Source organism: Actinomycetota bacterium, from assembly GCA_030776625.1.
Lineage (GTDB): Bacteria > Actinomycetota > CADDZG01 > CADDZG01 > WHSQ01 > MB1-2.
Window position 1 is genome coordinate 202264 of sequence record JALYHL010000002.1, and the last position, 19147, is coordinate 221410.

Here is a 19147-nt window from a genome sequence, read left to right on the forward strand (position 1 = left end):
AGGGCTACGCTGCCCCGCCATGAAGACGCTGGTCACGGGCGCCTGCGGGTTCATCGGCTCCCACATGGTCGAGGTGCTGGCGGAGGCCGGACACGATGCCGTCGCGGGTGATCTTCCCTCCGCGCTGGCGGCCGTCGAGAGCGATCGGACGAGGTGGCCGGAGGTCTGCCGCGTCGCGGGTGCCCGTCTCGTTCCCTTGGATCTAACGGATCCCGCGTCGGTGGCGGCCGCCGTGGACGGGGCCGAGGTGGTGTTCCACATCGCGGCCGTCTTCGATTACTTGGCGCCCGAGTCGCTGCTGCGCACGGTGAACGTCGACGGAACGCGCAATCTGTTCGACGCGCTGGTCGCACGAGGGGAGTGCAGACGCGTCGTCAATTGGGGCGCGGGCGGGATCTACGGAACGCCCGACCCTGCGAGGCTTCCCTTCACCGAGGACTCGCCGAAGCGACCCGGCAACGCATATCTCGTCTCGAAGTGGGATCAGGAGCGTCTGGCGCATTCGTACAGACGCGATGGGTTCGAGGTGACCTCGACGAGAACGACATCGCCCTACGGTCCTCGCGCCGCATATGGATCGGGACAGTTGTTGTTGCAGCTTGCAGACAAGCCAGTAGTGATCCGGAATCTGCGCGGGAACATCCCCTTCGTTCACGTGCGCGACCTGTGTCGAGCCGCGCTGCATCTTGCGGATCATCCCGACGCCGACGGCGAGGCGTACAACGTCACCGACGACGGGCGCATCGATGCCGTCGCGCTGACGAGGTTGGTGGCGGAGGAGATGGGGACGCGCCCGCGGATCCTGCCGCCGCTGCCACTCACGGCGATGCGCAAGGTGCTGTCCGGTGCGGCCAGGGTTTCGGCCATCGCGACCCGGCGGAGCGGCAAGCGCCCGCTGCTGGAGTACGACCAGGTGCAGTACTTCGGTTACGACTTCCGCTACTCGAACGACAAGCTCAAGCGAACGGGCTTCACCTTCGAGTACCCGCAACCGGAGCCCGGCCTGCGTGAGACACTGCGTTGGTACCGCGACAACGGATGGATCGCACCGACCAACGGCGGGGGTGATTGAGACCTTCATCATCGACTGGCCGATCCTGGCCTTCTTCGGGTTCTTCTTCGGCGGCTCCGCGCCCAAGCGCGGCGCGCTGCGGAGCTCGGCGTTCGCCGGCGGTTTGATCGCAACAGGCGGTCTCACCGCGTCGGCCATGCTCTCGAACAAGCACGCGCCGGACTGGATGTGGATGTACTTCCGCGACCCGCGCGACATGGAGCCCGTCGTGCGGTTGATGCCGCTGGGCTACCTGCTCGCGTTCGTCGGGAGCTTCCTTACCGCTCTACGTCTGCGGTCGTCAGGATCCGCCGCGGTGTCCAAGGCCGCGGGTCTCGCGGTGGCCGCGGAGGTCGGCGCGATCGCGGCCACGTGGGACCGCTACCACCGGATCGGCTCGAAGACCGAGTGGGAGAACGGCACCGCGGACGAGCTGGTGACCGCCAAGCCGCAGGGGAAGGCCAAGCGCATAGCGGGTTACGCACCGCTGGTGATCGGCACCTTCGCCGCCGGAGTGACTCTTGCATGGAGGGGCCATGCGTCTGCTGCTCGTCGATAACTACGACTCGTTCGTGTTCAACCTCGCGCAGGCGTTCGGCGCGCTGGGGGCCGAGCCGGTCGTGGTCCGAAACGATGCCGCCGTGAGCGAGCTGCACGACCTGAAGCCCGACGCGGTAGTGATCTCGCCGGGGCCCGGCACGCCCGACGACGCCGGGGTGTCGATCCGGGCGGTAGAGGCGTTTGCGGGGAAGGTCCCTGTGCTGGGAGTGTGCTTGGGCCACCAGTGCATCGGGAGAGCCTTCGGGGGCCAGGTCGAGCGTGCGCCGGTGGGGCCGGTTCACGGGAAGACGTCACAGGTGACGCACGACGGCCGCTCGGTCTACGCTGACCTGCCGTCACCTTTCACCGCGACCCGCTATCACTCGCTCGCCATCGAACCCCATGGATTCCCGGACGCGCTGGAGGTTACGGCGCGCAGCGAGGACGGCGTCGTGATGGGGGTGCGCCATCGGGAGCTCCGGGTCGAGGGGGTGCAGTTCCATCCCGAATCGGTCCTGAGCTCCGACGGCCCGCTGTTGTTGCGTAATTTCCTCGATCTCGCGGCGGCGCGCTAGCTCACAGGCCGAAGCGAACCGGGACGTCGACCTCGCGAACGGCGCCGGTGATGCGGCTGCCGATGGTGATCGTCAGCTCCTCCGGCGCGTCGGGTGGGATCGGTCCCACGCTGCCGCCGTCGCGCCGCACTCTCTCGCTGAGCAGCGTCGCGCCCGAGCCGTCAGTCACCGAAACCCGGAGTGCATGACCGCCGCGGCTGAGCACGCGCACCGGTACGTCGCTCCCGACGACCGCGCCCGCCACCGGCTGGATCACCTGGATCCATGGTCGAAGGTCCCGGAAGTCGTGACGTCCCAGCGGTTGCTGCAGGACCTCGCCGTTCACGTCGGTGACTTCGCCGGGCACGAGTCCGTTCAGCAGCGTGATGCGTTTGCCTTCCTCCAAGCTCGCCATCGTGAACACCACCTGCGCGGCGCGGCGACGGATGTCTTCGGGGGGGCCGGACCAGAACGGCTCGCTCATCTCCAGCACCAACGCGTCGCCCGCCTCCGCCTGAGACGGTGACGTCGTGCCCGCGGGTATAGCCGAGTGCAGCCCTTCCGGTGGTGACCGCTGGAGCAACAGCCCGACCAATGCCGTCACTGGTTCGACGTCGCCTTCAGGCAAGGGTTCGTATCCCGCTGTCAGCGCCTCGTCGTCGTAGTGGTAGACCGCGACGAAAGTGCTGATGGCGCCGCCGGACACCGGTTCCCGCGCGGGCTGAGCAGACGGTGTGCAAGCGACGAGCAGCAGAGCTGCTCCAAGCAGGTGTCTCAGCAGACCTCTGGGTTGAGCGGCTGGGTATAGAAGCTGGGCCCTGAATCCTGCCCGACGAACGACACGTACTCCTGGTTGTTCGTAGAGCGGGTCCCATCTTTCTCCACCACGTCGGTCGAGTTGTCGGTGTAGGTGATAACGATCTTTCCGCAGGCGTCCAGGTCGAGCTGGAAGAAGTCGAGCAGGTCGCGGGTTCCGGGGGCGCACCCGGTGCCGGACGTACACAGGTTCCCCTCGTGGATGAATCGAGGCACGGCTCGGACATTGCGGAAAGTTGCACCGGCGCGATCCGCGTTCAGCGAGTATGCGACGAACACCTTCCATTTGGGCAGGACCTTGCGCGTCTCGTGGAACACGTTCTCCGGACTCGGCCCGCGCTGCCTGATCCCGTAGTAGGCGACGGCCACCCGGCCTTTCGATCCGGCGACGATCCATGGGAACGTGGTCGTTCGCATCCGGGTATTCAGCTTCACCGGTGTCGACCAGCTCTGCCCTTTGTCCTTGCTCACCGACAGGTACGAGTTGGTCTTGCCGAACTTCGCCTTCGGCCCTTGTGGGCGACGCTCGGTCCAGACGACGTAGACGTTGCCCGCTTGATCGACGTCGATCGCGCTGAAGGAGTCGAAGCTGTCGCCTTTGGTGGTGGTGACCGTGAAGCGCTTGTTGCGTTCGAGCTTTAGGTCCGACCGCGTGACGACGATCTGGTCGTTCCGCTCCGGCTCTCCGTCGGTGTTGTAGGTGACGTAGACCAGACCGCCGGTCTCGTCGACCGCGATCTCACCGGGCCACTGGTACTCCTCCTGCTCGCCCGACACCGTCACGGTTTTCGTCACTACCGGATAGTCGCCGGCGCTGCGCTCGATCCGGCTCAGGATGATGCGGCGATCGCTGATCTGGCCGGTGGTCAAGAACGCGAAGGGCTCGGCCCGGTACGTCTCGATCCACTGCCTGTCGACGACCGTCTCCAGCGAGCCGACCGGGTTGTTCCTGAAGGTCTCGCCCCTGTCGGTCGAGATCCCGACGGTGGTGTTTGCCAGCGTCAGTCCGGACGCCCACAGCACGCCCTCGCGATCGGGGGCGATGTCGGAGTCACCACCGCCTTGCGCGGGGTCGTAGTTCCCGAGGAACTCCCACGTCTTGCCGTCGTCGTCGGAGCGCCACAAGAGGTCACCGCCGCGGCCCTTCTCCTGGATGCGTGCCCCCCCGAGCCCTGTCGGGGCCGAGATGTAGAGCGTTCCGTCACGAGCCGCCCGGATGGAGGGTTCGGCCGCGCTTTGATCGTCGTTAGCCGACACGCGCACGGGCGACGCAAAACCGACATCCGCGGCGCTGGCTCCAGAAGAAGACAAGGAGGACGCGGCGAAGAGCGTCACCAGTAACGAGATCGGTAGAGCCCGCCGCACCATCCGCATGTGAACGAGCCTAGTCCCGTTCTAGCTATACGAAGAACAGCAGTGCGAGCAGTGAGGCGAACACGCCGGGCAAGGTGGCGTCGCCGGCCTGCACGAAGAGCGTGGCTTCGTCGCCCTCGGCCACCGGCGTCCCCGGCGCCGGATCCTGGTCGCATACCGCCCCCGGTGGAGTCGCGTTAGCGCATGCCTGTTGGACCTGCGATACAACGAGCCCAAATTCCGCCTCGAGGAAGGCTTCGGCGTCGTCAGCGTCCTGCCCCGTCACGTCCGGCATCTCGCGTTCCCGTGCCCCCTCGGACACCGTAATCGTGACGACGTCCCCGGGCTGCGCCTCGGCGCCGGCCTCCGGATCCTGCGCGAACACGACACCTTCGGGGTCTTCACTGGGTGCGGTCAGCACGTCTGCGACGAGACCCGCCGCTTCGATCTCGGCCACCGCTGTGTCCTCGCTCTGCCCGATCACGGACGGGACAACGACGGCCTCGGGGCCGCCCGATATGACGAGGTCCACCTCGCTCCGGACATCCACCTCCTCGCCCGGCTCCGGCGACTGCGAGATCACAGAGCCCGCTTCAACCGTGTCGCTGGACTCGACACTGATCTCGCCGACGGTCAGCTTGGCATCGGCGAGCTCGGCCTCGGCTTCTTCCTGTGACAGCCCGATGACGTCGGGCACCTCGGTCTGCCGTGGCCCCTCCGAAACGAACAGCGTGACGAGACCGCCTTCTTCCAGCCTCTCGCCCGCCTCCGGGTCCTGCTCCACCACGATCCCTTTCGGCTTGTTGCTCGGCCTGAGCCTGACGTCGACCTCCAAACCTTTGTCCTCGAGGATGCCGCGGGCGGTCTCCTCCTTTTCGTTGACCACGTCCGGAACCCGGATCTGTGCCACCGCGTCTTCGTCGTCGCCGAGCAGGTTGTTCGCCAGCAGGTAGGCGAGCAGGGCGAACACCCCGAGGATCAACAGTGCCGCCGCCACGTAGATCCCGGCGCGCTTCTTGTCGGGCTCGCGTTCATCCACCCACTCGTCCTCGGTCCGGCTGATCACCTGCGTTCCGGTGGCGGCCGGGGCGACGGTGGTTGCAGCTGCGAGCAGAGGGGTCGCCAGCACGGGCTGCCCCTCGATGAAGCGCTGGAGGTCCTCTCGCATCTCCCGAGCCGTCTGGTAGCGGTTGTCCGGGTTCTTCGCGAGGGCCTTTAACGCGATGGCGTCCAGCGCGTCCGGCACGTCGGGGTTCAGATCAGAAGGCTTCTGGGGGGTCTCTCTGACGTGCTTGTACGCGATCGAAAGCGGGGTGTCTCCGGTGAACGGCGCGCGTCCCGTCAACATCTCGAAGAGCACGCATCCAAGTGCGTAGACATCCGAGCGAACGTCTACCGGGTTCCCTTGAGCTTGCTCAGGAGCGAGATAGGAGGCGGTGCCGATGACCATCCCGGTCTGCGTCATCGTCTGGTCGCCGTCGCCGAGGGCCCGTGCGATCCCGAAGTCGGTGACCTTCGTTTGGCCGTAGGACGTGATCATGATGTTGCTGGGCTTCACATCGCGATGAACGAGCCCGGTGTTGTGCGCACGCTCCAGCGCCCTCGCCACGTCGGAGGCGATCTCGGCGGCGCGCTCGGGCAGCAGCGGACCTTCCTGGGCTATCACCGCTTCCAGGCCCCGACCGTCGATCAGCTCCATGACGATGAAGTTCGCCCCGTCGTCGGAGCCGTAGTCGTACAGCGAGACGATGTTCGGGTGGCTCAGGTTGGCGGCTGCTTGTGCCTCGCGCCGGAAACGTTCGACGAACGACTGGTCGGTCGACAGCCGGTCGCTCAGGACCTTTACCGCGACCTCGCGCCCCAGCAAGCCGTCGCGGGCGCGGTAGACCTCCGCCATGCCGCCGACCCCGACGCGCTCGATGACCTCGTAGCGCTGGCCGTAGGTCTTGGCCTCTGCAGTCACCTCTAGTCGTCCTTCTCCTTCGGCCCTTTTCCTTTGGAGTGCCCGGGCGGGCCCTCGTCGTCGTCCTCTTCTTCGAAGTCCTCGCCCTTGCTTACGAAGAGGGTAACGGCGTCCCCTTCCTCTAGTTCCGTGCCGGGAGGTGGATCGGTGGCGACGACGGCGTCTTTGGGGAACTCGTCGCTGTCCACGTCTTCCTTCCCAACGCTCAGCCCCGCCTCCTTCAGGATCTCTTCGACCTCGCGGTAGTCCGCGCCTATGACGTCCTCCGAGAGGACGTAGTTACCGGAGGGCTCGGCGGCGGTCTCCTCTGCTACCGGCTCCTCGATCGGTGACTCCACTTGCTCTTGACCACCGACGGCTGCCGCAGGTTGCTCGTCGCCTCCGAGCCGGAACAGCAGCAACAGCAGCGCGATCAGTGAGAGGGCGGCGAAGAACAGGACGACGCGTCGCCCAAGGCGTTGTGGATCCCATCGCTCTCCGGGAATGGGCCACACGGTCTGACCGAGTGTCTGCGTCGCCCCCGCTGCCGCTCCTGTCATGGCAGCGGTGGCGGCCGCGGGCGCGGCGACTCCCATAGCCGCGGTCGGCGTCTCGACCGTGCCGCCGAGGGTCTCTTCCAGAGCCGTGGCCATGTGACCGGCATCCGCGAACCGATCCTTGGGATCTTTGGCTGTTGCCCGTGCGACGAACGCGTCGAGGGCTTGTGGGACCTGCCCGTTGATGGCGCTGGGGGCGGGAACCTCTTCGGAGACGTGACGCATCGCCACCGCGATCGCAGAGTCGCCGGTGTACGGGAGCGTCCCGGTCAGCATCTCGTAAACCACGATGCCGAGCGAATAGATGTCCGAGCGGGGTCCGACTTCCCCGGCCGAAGCCTGCTCCGGAGAGATGTAGTGGGCCGTCCCGAGCATCGATCCGGTTGCCGTCAGCGAGGAATCTCCGACCGCTCGAGCGATGCCGAAGTCCGTGACCTTGACCTTGTCGCTGTCGTCAACGATCACGTTCGCCGGTTTGATGTCGCGGTGAACCACGCCGGCCGCGTGCGCGTGCGCCAAAGCGCGCGCTATCCGGCTTCCGATGCGCGCAGCTCGCTCCGGGGACAACGGGCCCTCCTCGCGCAGGACCCACGAGAGATCGCGGCCCTGGGCCAGCTCCATGACCATGTAGTGGCGTCCCGCGTGCTCGGCGAAGTCGTACACGCCGGCGACGTTCGGATGTGACAGCGCCCCCGCGGCTCGCGCCTCGCGCCGGAACCGTTCGACGAAGCGCTGATCGTCGGCCAGGCCTTCCTTCAGTACCTTCACCGCAACCCGCCGCCCCAGTCGCTGGTCGGTTGCGGCGTACACCGCGCCCATCCCGCCGGTCGCGAGCCGTTCTTCGATGCGGTACCGGTCAGATAGGAGGGTCCCCTCTACCATTCGCGTATCTGGCGATCCGCTTCCAGGACTTGCTTCGCGATGGGAGCCGCGACGGCGCCGCCGGTGGCCTCGGAGCCGACCGTCCCGCCGCTCTCGACGATCACCGCGACCGCCAGTTGTGGGTCCTCGACGGGAGCGAACGCGATGAACCAAACGTGTGGATTCTCACCCTCGACCGTCTGCGCGGTCCCGGTCTTACCCGCCACCGTGACTCCAGGTATCTGCGCCGCCTGGCCGGTGCCGTTGTCGCCGTGCACGACGGCTTCCATCAGCTCCGTGACCTCGCGCGCGGTCTCCGAGGACATCGCGGTCCCCAGGCTCTCGGGCTGGATCCGATCGACGATCCCGCCGGACGGGTCGATCACCTCTCGAACGAGCTGGGGCCGCGGCACCTCGCCTCCGTTCGCAACGGTGGCCGCCACCAGCGCCATCTGCAGAGGCGTCGCAACCACGTCACCCTGGCCGATTCCAACGTAGGCCTGGAAAGGCTTCGCGTCTTCACCGACCTCGGGGAAGTTGCTGGGCTCCGTACCCACGTCGAATGGGATCGGTTCGTTGAAGCCGATGGCTTCCGCCATCTGGCGGATCTCGTTCGGAATCTCCATGCCCAGCATGGCGAAGGTCGTGTCGCAGGAGACCTCCAGCGCGGTGCGGAGGTCGATCTGTCCGCCGGCACAGCTCGTCTTCGTGAAGTTCGTCAGGGTCTCGTCCGTTTGCGGAAGCTCCAGTTCGACAGGGTCGGGGAACACCGAATCCGGCTCGTACTTGGACTCGAGGGCCGCGGCCGCGGTGACGACCTTCGCGGTCGAGCCCGGCGGGTAGCCGACGGATGTCACGCGGGATACGAGAGGTCCGGTCGGAGAGTCGGGGTTGAGCGATTCCCAGTACCGCTTCGCTTCCTTCCCGTCGTGCGACGCAAGTGGTGTGGGGTCGTAGGACGGGTTGCTCCACATCGCCCGCACCTCCCCCGACTGCGGGTCCAGCGCTACGACGGCGCCCTCGTTGTCGCCTAGAGCTGAGCGGGCGACCTCTTGGAGGCGCGAGTGGATCGTGAGCCGAACGTCGTCTCCTTCCTCGCCGGATCCGAGGAACTGGTCCTGGATGTCCTGCATGGAGATGACCCCGCTGTCGCCCAGCAACTGCTCGTTGTAAGCAGATTCGATCCTGGAGGTGCCGTAGCGGATGGAGTAGTAGCCGGTGATGTGACCGTAGAGCGCACCGCCCGGGTAGCTCCTCCTGTACTCGAGCCGGTCACCCGTCGGTTCGCTCACGGCGACGCGCGTGCCGTCGAGCGTGAGGATGTCGCCGCGAGCGATCGAGTACTCCCGCAGCAAAGACCGCACGTTCGCGTTGTTCGAAGCGATCCGCTCCGCCGCGAAGATCTGCACGTAGTTGAGCTGGAAGAACACCGCCATGAACGCCACGACGAGGCCGAACCCGACCTTGCGGATCTGTCGCTGCATCAGCGCCGACCTCCTATCAAGATCTCTCCGGTCATCGCGGGGTCGGGCGCGGCCGCCGTCTGGTGCGAGATCCGGATCAGTATCGCTACGAGGATGAAGTTAGAGAGCAGGCTCGATCCGCCATAGGACATGAACGGCAACGTGATCCCGGTCAGCGGCATCAGCCGCGTCACGCCGCCCAGGATGATGATGGTTTGAATGGCGAAGATCGTCACGAGGCCTAGCGACAGCAGCTGCCCGAAGTCGTCCCGGGACTGCATCGCGATCCTCAGCCCACGCGCGACGACGAGCATGAAGCACAGAAGTACCGCGGCGGTGCCGAGCATCCCCAGCTCCTCACCGATGACGGCGAAGATGAAGTCGGTGTGAGCTGCGGGGATCAGGTCCGGCCGCCCTTGCCCGAGGCCGGTCCCGAACAGGCCACCGGTGGCGAGAGCGAACAGCGACTGCGCAAGCTGGTAGCCCTCGTCGCTGATGTACTTCGGATCGAAGACGTCGAGCCAGATCTGAACGCGCTGCTGTACGTGTGTGAACATCTGGTAGCCCACGAAAGATCCGAGCAGGAACAGCAACATCCCGAACGCCACGTAGACGATGCGCGCCGTCGCCACGTACAACATCACCAAGAAGATGGAGAAGAACAGCAGGCTCGATCCGAGGTCCTTCTCGAAGAACATCACCGCGAGCGACAACCCCCACATGACGAGCAACGGCCCGAAATGCTTGAGGTCCGGCACGTGGAATCCCAGCACGCGGCGGGAGGCGATCGCGAGCAGCTCCTTGCGCTCGGCGAGGTAGGCCGCGAAGAAGATGACGAGGCAGACCTTCGCCAGTTCTCCCGGCTGGAACGAGACCGGTCCGATGGCGACCCAGAGACGTGCGCCGTTGATCGTGGCCCCGATCACGGGAGCGAGCGGGAGAAGGAGAAGGGCTACTCCTGCGAAGCCGAGGATGTACTTGTACCGGCTCAGCGTGTGGAAGTCGCGGACCACAACCAGGGTCCCGATGAAGCAACCGATCCCGACGACGGTCCAGGTGATCTGCGCGGGTCCGTATTCCGCCGGCGACAGCCTGTAGACGGCCGCGAGCCCGAGCGCATTGAGGATCGCGGTGACGGGAACGATCAAAGGATCGGCCTGCGGTGCAACCTTCCGCACCGCGACATGTGCCGCTGCGTAGAAACAGGTCAGCAGTGCCATGAAGGGTGCTGCCACCCCAACCTTGTCGGCATCCCGCGCGAGCGCAACGAGCGCGAGCGCGCCCGAGCCCAGCATGAGCGCGAGGATCAACAGGGAGAGCTCGCGGTTGCGCCGCATCGTCAGCTGCGCGCTCAGTTGTTGTTGCCTCCCTGGGATGTCTTCTCGAACTCGGCGTCTCGTGCGCGCTCTTCGAGGTTCTGGACCTTGGCTCGGGCGTCTTCGAGAGAGTCCGCCTTGATCCCTTCCTCGACGCCGCCGCGGAGGAAGTCCGGAAGGTCCTCTACAGCGACGCCGGTGCTCTCCTCCGACTGCTTCAAGCTTAGCCCCGCGATCTCCTCGGGGATGCCGCGGTAGATCGTCACTATGCCGTTGTCGTCGGTACCGACGAAGTATGAGGTGGCAAGCGCGGCGCGAGCGGCCATGAAGGCCGCGGCCGCCAGGATCAACAGCAGCAGCAGCGTGACCAGGAACGGCCGGGACCGGCGCCTCCTGGGAGGCTGTTCTTGCGCCCGCACCGCGTCGAGCCGGTGCACTCCCGTGTCGACCGCCGGCGCAGCAGGTACCGGGTTCGGGTCCGTGTCCTCGCGCGGCGGGGGCGGGGGTGTTGCGGAGGTCGCTGCGGTGGCCGGTGCAGACCGACCCGCGTCGTCCGCGATATCGATGACGACGACGGTCACGTTGTCCTCGCCACCTGCCTCATTCGCGAGCTCCACCAGGCGGTCCACGGCGCTCTGGGGATCGTGCTCCCGTCCCAGGACGTTGTGTACCTCCTGAAAGTCGATCATCGAGGTCAGGCCGTCGCTGCAGAGGAGGAACCGGTCGCCTTCCTCTATGCCGAGCGACATCTCGTCGACCTCGACGTCCGCGTCGACGCCGAGAGCGCGCGTGATGATGCTCCGTTGAGGGTGACGGTCCGCTTCTTCGGCGCTCAAGCGTCCTTCTCGCACCATCCGGCTGACGAGGGTGTGGTCGTCGGTCAGCTGCGACAGCTCGCCCGCTCGCAACAGGTAGGCCCGTGAATCACCCACGTGCGCGAGGTGTAGCTCGCCATCTCTTACGAGGGCGAGCGTGCAGGTCGTCCCCATCCCGTGCAGGTTCGGATCCCCCTGCGCCTTCTCCCAGATAGCCGAGTTCGCCGCCCGCACGAGCGCGCCGAGTCCGGCGGCGTCTTGCGGCGCCTCCGCCCGGGCCCGTTCGGTGATCGTGTCGACGGCGGTCTCCGACGCGATCTCGCCACCTAGGTGACCGCCCATCCCGTCCGCCACGGCGAACAAGGGCTCGGCTACGAGATACGAATCCTCGTTGCCCTGTCGCACCCGGCCGACATCGGTCTTCGCAGCGACTATCGGTCTCATCGACGCATCTCCAGGACCGTCTTGCCAATCTTGACGTGGTCGCCCCGCTGCAGTTGGGTCGGTGACGTGATGCGCCGGCGATTGAGATAGGTGCCGTTGGTGGAGCCGAGGTCCTCCACGAGGTAGCTGTCGTCTCTCGGGAAGATCCGAGCGTGCATCTGCGAGACGTAAGAGTCGTCTAGCACCAGGTGGCACTTGTCGGCGCGGCCGATGATGAACTCGTTGGTCAGGTCGAAGGTCCGCCCTTTCTTGTCGCCCTCGACGACCGCTGCTTTGCGGATGCTCTTGTTCTTGCCGCGAGGGGCGGGCGTTGGTTGAGCTGCCGAACGTCGCGGCGCGGGGGCCGCGGCCGCAGCCGGACGTAGCTCGAGGTATATCGCCCGAACGGCACGAGCGATGAAGATGTAGAGGACCGCGAGAAAGACGTACTTAAGGAGATCGAGTACGAGGTCAGGCATCTGCGGAAGCGCCTTCGACCTCGAAGAGCAGCTCGCTGGTGCCGAAGGCGATGCGGTCGCCGTGCTTGAGCGGGTGCTCCCGTGCCAGCTTCCCATTCACCAGGGTCCCGTTGGTCGAGCCCAGGTCGACGATGCTCCAGCGGCCAGCGTCGCGGCGCAACTCGGCATGCCGCCGGCTCACGTTCGAGTCCGCCAGCACGACGTCGCTACTGGAGAGCCGCCCGATCACCACGGGATCGCTGGTGATAGAGATCGTCTCTTTCCGGCCGCCCGCGTGGTCCAGGACCACCAGTCGAGCGCCTGAGCTGGAGATGCCGAGCCTGGCCGCGGTGTCGGACTCCACCGCGCGCGTGGCAGCGGTGTCTGTGGGAGAAGGTTCCCGCGTCGAGACCCGCGAACCTTCTACGGCATCGTCCGCGACGAGCGACGCCTCTACCCGAAGCTCGCCTCTCCCCATCTCGTCGACCTCGTGGAAGGTGACCCGCGGCAGCCCCATCAGCTTCCAATGGTTCTGTTTGGCCTCGTCGATCACCATCTCCGAGAACTCGCGCTGGAGACCTGCCTCCATCTGTGCGAACCGCTCGTGGTCATCCGGTCCGAGGAACACGCGGAACTCGTTCGGCGCGTACACGCGGTTCACCGATACCGTCTTGTTCTCCGCCATCTCGCGCAGGATCCGGCGCCCCACTTCGACGGGCTGCAGCCCCGAGCGGAAGGCTTTGGTGAAGAAGCCCTCGACGAGGCCCTCCAGCCGCTGCTCGATGCTCTTCGCGACGCCCATGAGGCGCGATTATGCCCGTCGGCCCTGGGTCTCACTCGCTGGGCGCCTTCTATATCCTTGGCCGCGTTCGAGGGCGAGTGGTGGAACGGCAGACACGCTGGCTTCAGGTGCCAGTGCTCGCAAGAGTGTGGGGGTTCAAATCCCCCCTCGCCCACACTTCGTGCAGGCGAGGGTCGCCATGCCCGTGCCGTCAGCGCCTTGTGATGGTCTGGGACTTCGTTGCCCAGCAGCGGTGCCCGTGGCCGTCGGCGTTCCACCTCTTCCAGGGTGCCCTGACGAAGAACCTTCCGCGCGCCCGCGGCGCGTAGAAGCGGAAGTACCCCTCCCCATTGCTCATCGTCCGGTCGACCACTCGGTGTTCCCCGGTCCGTAGAACTTTGACCAGGACGACCCTGCGGTGGAATCGGCAACTCTCGGCGTTGGAGCTGAGGCCGCCGCGGAAGCCCTCGCTGATGGCTTCTACGAAGATGAAGGCATCGTGGTTCACCGTATGGGCGAGTGCGGGTGTGTGCGGCAAGAAGAGCGCCGCGCTCAGGACCACCGCCGCGAGCCGCCCGATCTTGGAAGCTGACATGTCCACCCTCCTTGCCGGGCCTCGGTTTCGTTCCGGCACCTCACTGACGGTTCTACCGGAGAAGCCGCTTTCCTCCTGGCTCGCCAGAGACGATTCGCAGCCCCCGCGACGCCTGCGGGTCAGCATCTGGACGAGCTAAGCGGCGGCGGCTGCAGGAGTGGCCACGGCTGGTCCGAATACCTCCAGGGGTAGCGGAGGGGGAGGAGGCGAGCAGACGTGCGTCGGCTGGCGGTGGCGTGGATCTCGTTGATGGTGTTCTTCGGCGCGCTGTGGCCGCAGCCGACTGTGGACGAGAGCCGCTATCTACCGCAGGCGCTACTGCATCCCTATCCGGCGGTGCCGGATATCCCGGGTGGCGTCACCTCGCCGGAGGACCGAAGGTCCCCTGCCGCCGACGCGGGAGGCGCCGCGGTGACCCATCTCGCGGGCGGCCGTCCCCTCGGCACCTCGAGCGCCAGCGCCAGGCTCTTCCGGACGGGTTTCGGCGCCGGCGAGCCGACGCTCGGAGTCACCAGCGACGGGTCGATCTTCTTCCAGGCGCTGGACGGACCGCCGAAGGTCGTGCGGACGAAGGACGGCGGACGAACGTGGAAAGACGTGTCGCCGAAGATCGCCGGCCGCCAGCGCCACCCGCTCACCCTCGACCCATATCTCTACGTAGATCCCAGGACCGACCGCGTCTTCACCTACGACTTCTACTTCGGGTGCTCGGAGATCTCCTTTTCCGACGACCGCGGCAAGACCTGGACGACCACCGTCCTCAACTGTGGATTGATGGACCATCAGAACCTCTTCGCGGGGCCGCCCGTGGTCAGTCCTACCGTGGGCTATCCGAACGTCGTCTATACGTGCTCGACCCAGTTCGGAGTGACGATCTACTCGGTCGCGGCGCAGTGTCTCAAGTCGCTCGATGGCGGGATCACCTGGCTTCCGACGGGGACTCTGCCGTACAGGACGCAGATGGAAGAGGAGAACGACCTCGGCCTCGAGGGGTACTGCCACGGCGCCGTGGGTCACGGCTTCGTCGGCGACGACGGGACCGTCTATCTGCCCAAGGGTCTCTGCGGCCAGCCCTGGCTGGCGATCAGCCGCGACGAGGGGGCTACCTGGGAACGTGTGCAGGTTGCGGACAACGGCATGCCGCAGACGGAGATCGGCGTGTACGAGCACGAGACCGCGGTGGCCGCGGACGCGAAAGGCAACGTCTACTACTTCTGGGTGGCGGGCGACCGGATGCCGTACCTGGCGATCAGCCGCGACGGCGGCAAGCGATGGAGTGAGCCCATGATGATCGGGCCGCCCGGGATCAAGGAGTCGACGCTTCCGAAGATCGACGTCGGAGCGCCGGGCAAGGTCGCGATCGCCTACTACGGGTCCACGAACTCGCCCGGCCGACCGTTCCCGCAGACCGACGACTGCAAACCGGACCCCGTCTCGTGCTTCCGCGAGTTGTTCTTCCTGGGCCCCCCGGACCCCCCTCGCTACAAGGACGTGACGTGGAACGGCTACATGACCGTGAGTGAAGACGTCGTCGACCGGAACCCCACGTTCCACACGGCCTCGGTCAACGACCCACGCGACCCGTTCGTGCGCGGGACGTGCGGTCCGATCCGCTGCAAGAGCGTCTACGACTTCATCGATGTCGTGGTCGATCGCGCGGGGCAGCCGTGGGCGGCGTATGTGGACATCTGCATCCAGGTTTGCGCGACCAAGGGCCCGAGCAATGTCGGCGACGAGGGCGTGCTCGGGACGATCGTGAACGCGCCGAAGCTCAGGTAGCCACGGGGCGCAGCCAGCCGCGCCGCGATGTGGCACCGCTACCCTGACGCAAACGGGTGGCCCAGTGAGCGGGGGGGCGTACTATCTACCTCTTGCACCTGCGGATGGAAGGATCACGATGACCGCCAGAAGACGTCAGCCGCTGGCCGACGTGCTGGGCCCCCTCGAGGCCGAGGTGATGGAGATCGTGTGGGATCGTCGCGAAGCGACCGTCCGTGACGTCCACCGCGCGCTGGCGGACAGGCGATCGATCGCCTACACGACGGTGATGACGACGATGGGCAGGCTCACGGAGAAGGGCATCCTCCGCCGGGTCGAGGATCAGCCGGCGCACCACTACTTCCCGCTCATGAGCCGAGAGCAATATGCCAACTCCACGGTCAAGTCCGTGGTCGACTGGTTGGTGAACCACTTCCGGGACCCCGCCGTGGCGTACTTCATCGACCGGGTCGAGGAAGAGGATCAGGACGTCATAGAGAGCCTCAGAGAAGCGATCCAGCAACGAGAAGCGCAGGACTGACCTTCCTTTTCGCTCGCCTCTAACCGGGGGGTAGATGGCGCCAGCATGATCACCGCAGCTCCGACCATCGTCACGATCGAGACCAACTCCGCATGGGTCGTCATCCTCGCGGTGTCCCTCGTGACGCTTCCCGTTGCGTTGCTCCTGCGCCGCTTGATCGACCGTCCGGGCGCGCTCGCGTCGTCGATCCTTCTCGGCCTCCCATTGGGGCTCCCGCTCGTGGCGGCCCTCTTCTTCCAGAAGAGCGTCTTGCCGGAGGTGTCGGTTCTCCAGCCGCTCGCGCCGGAGGTCTTCGAGAAGCCCGACTGGGGTCTGCTGCATTTCTTGTTCGTGGCCGACGGTGCTTCCGGCGGTCTGGTGCCCTATGTCCTGTCGGGAGCGCCCGGCACGTGGCTGCTCGCGCTGGGAGCCGGATTCACGTCGTTCATGCTTCTGCGGCGCCTCGCCGGCGCGATCGCGCTGAGGCGACTGGTCTCGCGCTGCCAGCCTCTGGACCGCGCATCCCAGCAACATCTGGATCTCGCGGGGCGCGTCGCGGTGCTTGCTTCGGCCGCCGGCCTGCGCACGCCGCCGACCACCCTGTTCCTGCCACCCGACGTACCGGGGGCGTTCGTCACCGGGATCAGGACCCAGCGGATCTTGATCTCTGCCCGTCTGGTCGAGGACCTGACCTCGGACGAGCTCGACGGGATCCTGGCGCATGAGATCGCGCACATCGCGTCGCGCGACATCCCCGTCATGGTGATCGGGGGTGTACTGCGTGACCTCGTTGCGTGGAACCCCGTCGCGCACGTCGCGTTGAGACGGCTTGTCGCCGAGCGGGAGTTCGAGGCGGATCGCCTGGCCGCTCTGCTGACGGGAAAACCTCTCGCGCTCGCGTCCAGCCTCCTGAGGATGTGCGAGTTGATGCGGTCCGGGCCATCCAGGGCGGTTCAGCCGGGGCTGGGATTCCTCCGAAAGGGCGCCGGCCTCAGGCGTCGGGTGGCCAACCTGTTGGTCCTCGCCGACGGTCCGTCCCGTCCCCTCAGCGGCACTCACCTCCCCTACATCGCGGCTGCCTGCCTCGCCGCTGTGCTCGGCCTCCAAGCAGGCGCTCGCGTCGCGCAGCAGGCGGACTTCGCCATCGTGTGGGGAGCCGCGGAGACCCGCGACGTCCCGCTGTGGTTCAAGGACCGAGGCATCCAGGCTCAGAGGGCACGCGCGCAGCAGGAGGCCGCCGCCGCCGCCCGCGCCAAGGGGCGAAGAGGCGACGCTCGTGGGGTTGCCTCGGCCCGCTTCTCCCTGTTCGGCAACGGCTACCTCCTGCGAGAGAAGGATCTCCCCCGGTGGATCGACGCCATGGCTCTGTGGGCGAAGCGAAGGGGCCTCTCCCCGCGCATCCTCACGGCCGAGGTAACCCAGGGGTGGCGCGCTGTTCCCCTGCCCGGAACTCCGCAGATCGGCCCGTTCGGGTTCTATCGGATCTCGGCTCTGACTCGCCCGCTTCCGGGCCCGCAGCCCCTGCGCTAACGCGCCCGCCGTTCTTTACGCGCTCGTTCGGCCCTACTACTACGGTGGTAGCATCGGCCGATTCGCTGGGCGCGGATGCTGCAGCGACGAACACAGGAGGGGAGATGCGACGAACCAAACGAATGTCGCTCATGGCCCTACTACTCGCGCTTGCCCTCGTGGCGGCTGCGTGTGGTGGCGATGACGGTGGTGACACCGGAGACACGGGAGACACCGGCGGCGCGACCGGTGGCACGTTCTCGGTCGGGATCTGCGAGCCGCAGTTCCTGCAGCCCGGAAACACCCAGGAGACCTGTGGGTCGCAGGTCCTTCAGGCGCTCTTCGACCCTCTGGTGGAGTTCGACCCCGAGACGGCCGAGCCTTTCAATGACGTGGCGGAATCGATCGAGAGCGAAGACCTCCAGACGTGGACGGTCAAGATCAAAGAGGGTTACACCTGGCACAACGGTGAGCCGCTCGTCGCGCAGAACTACGTAGACGCGTGGAACTGGGCGGCCAACGCGAAGAACAAGGCGCTCAACAGTTACTTCTTCGCCAACATCGAGGGCTACGACGACCTCAACCCCGAGAAGGGTGACCCGAAGACCGATGAGATGAGCGGCCTGAGTGTCGTGGACGACACGACCTTCGAGGTGACGCTGTCCGAGCCCTTCAGCCAGTTCCCCCTGACGGTCGGTTACGGCGCCTTCTACCCCCTGCCCGAGGCGTTCTTCGACGACCCCGACGCGTACAACCAGAAGCCGATCGGCCAAGGCCCGTACGAGATGGACGGGAAGTGGAAGCACGACCAGGAGATCAACGTCACGAAGTTCGCCGACTATGCGGGGGAGGAGCCGAACGCGGACGCGATCGAGTTCCGGATCTACGCGGACCTCAACACTGCATACGTCGACCTGATCGCCGGCGACCTCGACATCACCGACACCATCCCGACGGAGAACCTCGCCCAGGCACCTTCGGAGCTCGGCGAGCGTTTCATCTCGGTCCCGAGCTCGTACTTCGGCTATATCGGGTTCCCGATGTACCAGGAGCCGTGGGACAAGCTGGAGCTTCGCCAGGCGATGTCGATGGCGATGGACCGGGAAGCCATCACGACCGCGATCTTCCAGGGCACCTACCAGCCGGCGAAGTCGATCATCGCGCCGGTGGTCCCGGGATTCCGCGAAGACGCCTGCGGCGCCGTTTGCGAGTTCAATCCCGAGGAGGCGAAGCGTCTGTGGGACGAGAACGGCGGCCCCGACGAGGTCACGCTGTGGTTCAACAACGACGGCGGTCACGAAGAGTGGATGGAGGCCTACTCGAACCAGGTGCGCGACGCGCTCGGGGTCAAGGTCAAGTTCGAGTCGCTCGCGTTCGAGGAGTACCTGACCTTGCAAGAGGAGGAGAAGATCACCGGCCCCTACCGCGGCGCCTGGGTGTTCGACTACCCGAGCCCGCAGAACTACCTGGAGCCGATCTTCGGCTGTGAGGGGTCCTCTCAGGAGTTCGGTTACGAGGAGCACGGCTGCGAAGAGGCGCAGGAGCTGATCGACCAGGCGAACGCAACAGAGGACCTGGACGCGGCGATCGCGCTGTACCAGCAGGCCGAGGACAAGATCCTCGAGGACCTTCCCGCGTTCCCGACCTGGTTCGGTGTCACGAACGCGGGCCACAGCGAGAACGTCACCAACGTGATCGTCGACGTGTTCAGCTTCGTGCGTCTCGACGATGTCGAGGTAGTGGGTGGCGGCAGCGCGTAATTAGCAAGGACATATGCAAGTAGGTAGCATCGAACGGAACGGCCGGCCTTCGAGCCGGCCGTTCCTGTTCCTCAA

The 19147-nt window shown here is 66.2% G+C and carries 17 protein-coding genes and 1 tRNA gene; 8 read left to right on the top strand and 10 right to left on the bottom strand.

The window, feature by feature from the left end; all coding sequences use genetic code 11:
• The first annotated feature begins 19 nt into the window (after positions 1-19).
• The 3 genes from M3N53_05175 to M3N53_05185 are packed head-to-tail and all read left to right on the top strand — an operon-like array spanning position 20 to position 2166.
• Complete coding sequence (locus M3N53_05175; protein MDP9067728.1) at positions 20-1072, top strand: NAD(P)-dependent oxidoreductase; 1053 nt, start codon at positions 20-22, stop codon at positions 1070-1072.
• Positions 1065-1610 carry a hypothetical protein gene (locus M3N53_05180; GenBank protein MDP9067729.1) on the top strand — a complete coding sequence of 182 codons (546 nt, stop codon included), beginning with the start codon at positions 1065-1067 and terminating at the stop codon, positions 1608-1610. Before M3N53_05175 ends, M3N53_05180 begins: the two co-directional genes overlap by 8 nt.
• Positions 1588-2166 carry an aminodeoxychorismate/anthranilate synthase component II gene (locus M3N53_05185; protein MDP9067730.1) on the top strand — a complete coding sequence of 193 codons (579 nt, stop codon included), beginning with the start codon at positions 1588-1590 and terminating at the stop codon, positions 2164-2166. The genes M3N53_05180 and M3N53_05185 overlap by 23 nt, the downstream gene beginning before the upstream one ends.
• Position 2167: 1 nt before the next feature.
• On the opposite strand, the gene M3N53_05190 is transcribed toward M3N53_05185, so the two are convergent.
• From M3N53_05190 to M3N53_05230, 9 genes are all read right to left on the bottom strand, one after another.
• Positions 2168-2851: a GerMN domain-containing protein gene (locus tag M3N53_05190; protein MDP9067731.1), complete on the bottom strand. Its 684-nt coding sequence runs from the start codon at positions 2849-2851 to the stop codon at positions 2168-2170.
• A gap of 68 nt (positions 2852-2919) precedes the next feature.
• Entirely contained in the window at positions 2920-4335 is a 1416-nt protein-coding gene (locus M3N53_05195; GenBank protein ID MDP9067732.1) for a glycoside hydrolase, read from the bottom strand.
• Positions 4336-4360: 25 nt separating this feature from the next.
• Positions 4361-6277 (bottom strand): Stk1 family PASTA domain-containing Ser/Thr kinase, encoded by a 1917-nt coding sequence (gene pknB, locus M3N53_05200; protein MDP9067733.1) that lies wholly within the window; start codon positions 6275-6277, stop codon positions 4361-4363.
• A gap of 2 nt (positions 6278-6279) precedes the next feature.
• The gene (locus M3N53_05205; GenBank protein MDP9067734.1) at positions 6280-7695 is read right to left on the bottom strand and encodes a protein kinase; all 1416 of its coding nucleotides are present in this window, start codon (positions 7693-7695) and stop codon (positions 6280-6282) included.
• The gene (locus M3N53_05210) at positions 7689-9158 is read right to left on the bottom strand and encodes a penicillin-binding transpeptidase domain-containing protein (protein MDP9067735.1); all 1470 of its coding nucleotides are present in this window, start codon (positions 9156-9158) and stop codon (positions 7689-7691) included. Before M3N53_05210 ends, M3N53_05205 begins: the two co-directional genes overlap by 7 nt.
• Positions 9158-10474: an FtsW/RodA/SpoVE family cell cycle protein gene (locus M3N53_05215; protein MDP9067736.1), complete on the bottom strand. Its 1317-nt coding sequence runs from the start codon at positions 10472-10474 to the stop codon at positions 9158-9160. Before M3N53_05215 ends, M3N53_05210 begins: the two co-directional genes overlap by 1 nt.
• 14 nt (positions 10475-10488) lie before the next feature.
• Positions 10489-11712, bottom strand: a complete 1224-nt coding sequence (locus M3N53_05220) for a Stp1/IreP family PP2C-type Ser/Thr phosphatase (protein MDP9067737.1) — start codon at positions 11710-11712, stop codon at positions 10489-10491.
• The gene (locus M3N53_05225) at positions 11709-12170 is read right to left on the bottom strand and encodes an FHA domain-containing protein (protein ID MDP9067738.1); all 462 of its coding nucleotides are present in this window, start codon (positions 12168-12170) and stop codon (positions 11709-11711) included. The genes M3N53_05220 and M3N53_05225 overlap by 4 nt, the downstream gene beginning before the upstream one ends.
• The gene (locus M3N53_05230) at positions 12163-12951 is read right to left on the bottom strand and encodes a DUF3662 and FHA domain-containing protein (protein ID MDP9067739.1); all 789 of its coding nucleotides are present in this window, start codon (positions 12949-12951) and stop codon (positions 12163-12165) included. Before M3N53_05230 ends, M3N53_05225 begins: the two co-directional genes overlap by 8 nt.
• Before the next feature lie 71 nt (positions 12952-13022).
• Here M3N53_05230 and M3N53_05235 point away from each other — a divergent pair.
• Positions 13023-13105, top strand: a tRNA-Leu gene (locus M3N53_05235).
• 36 nt (positions 13106-13141) lie between these two features.
• Here the strand turns inward: M3N53_05235 and M3N53_05240 are convergent.
• Positions 13142-13525, bottom strand: coding sequence for a hypothetical protein (locus M3N53_05240; protein ID MDP9067740.1), 384 nt, complete (start codon positions 13523-13525; stop codon positions 13142-13144).
• A gap of 216 nt (positions 13526-13741) precedes the next feature.
• Here M3N53_05240 and M3N53_05245 point away from each other — a divergent pair, with 216 nt between their 5' ends.
• The 4 genes from M3N53_05245 to M3N53_05260 all read left to right on the top strand — a co-directional run bounded on the left by M3N53_05245 (position 13742) and on the right by M3N53_05260 (position 19072).
• Positions 13742-15304 (top strand): glycoside hydrolase, encoded by a 1563-nt coding sequence (locus M3N53_05245; GenBank protein MDP9067741.1) that lies wholly within the window; start codon positions 13742-13744, stop codon positions 15302-15304.
• A 118-nt stretch (positions 15305-15422) separates the two neighbouring features.
• Positions 15423-15824 carry a BlaI/MecI/CopY family transcriptional regulator gene (locus M3N53_05250; protein ID MDP9067742.1) on the top strand — a complete coding sequence of 134 codons (402 nt, stop codon included), beginning with the start codon at positions 15423-15425 and terminating at the stop codon, positions 15822-15824.
• A 45-nt stretch (positions 15825-15869) separates the two neighbouring features.
• Positions 15870-17333 carry a M56 family metallopeptidase gene (locus M3N53_05255; GenBank protein MDP9067743.1) on the top strand — a complete coding sequence of 488 codons (1464 nt, stop codon included), beginning with the start codon at positions 15870-15872 and terminating at the stop codon, positions 17331-17333.
• Positions 17334-17437: 104 nt separating this feature from the next.
• Positions 17438-19072: an ABC transporter substrate-binding protein gene (locus M3N53_05260; protein MDP9067744.1), complete on the top strand. Its 1635-nt coding sequence runs from the start codon at positions 17438-17440 to the stop codon at positions 19070-19072.
• Positions 19073-19147 lie beyond the last annotated feature (75 nt).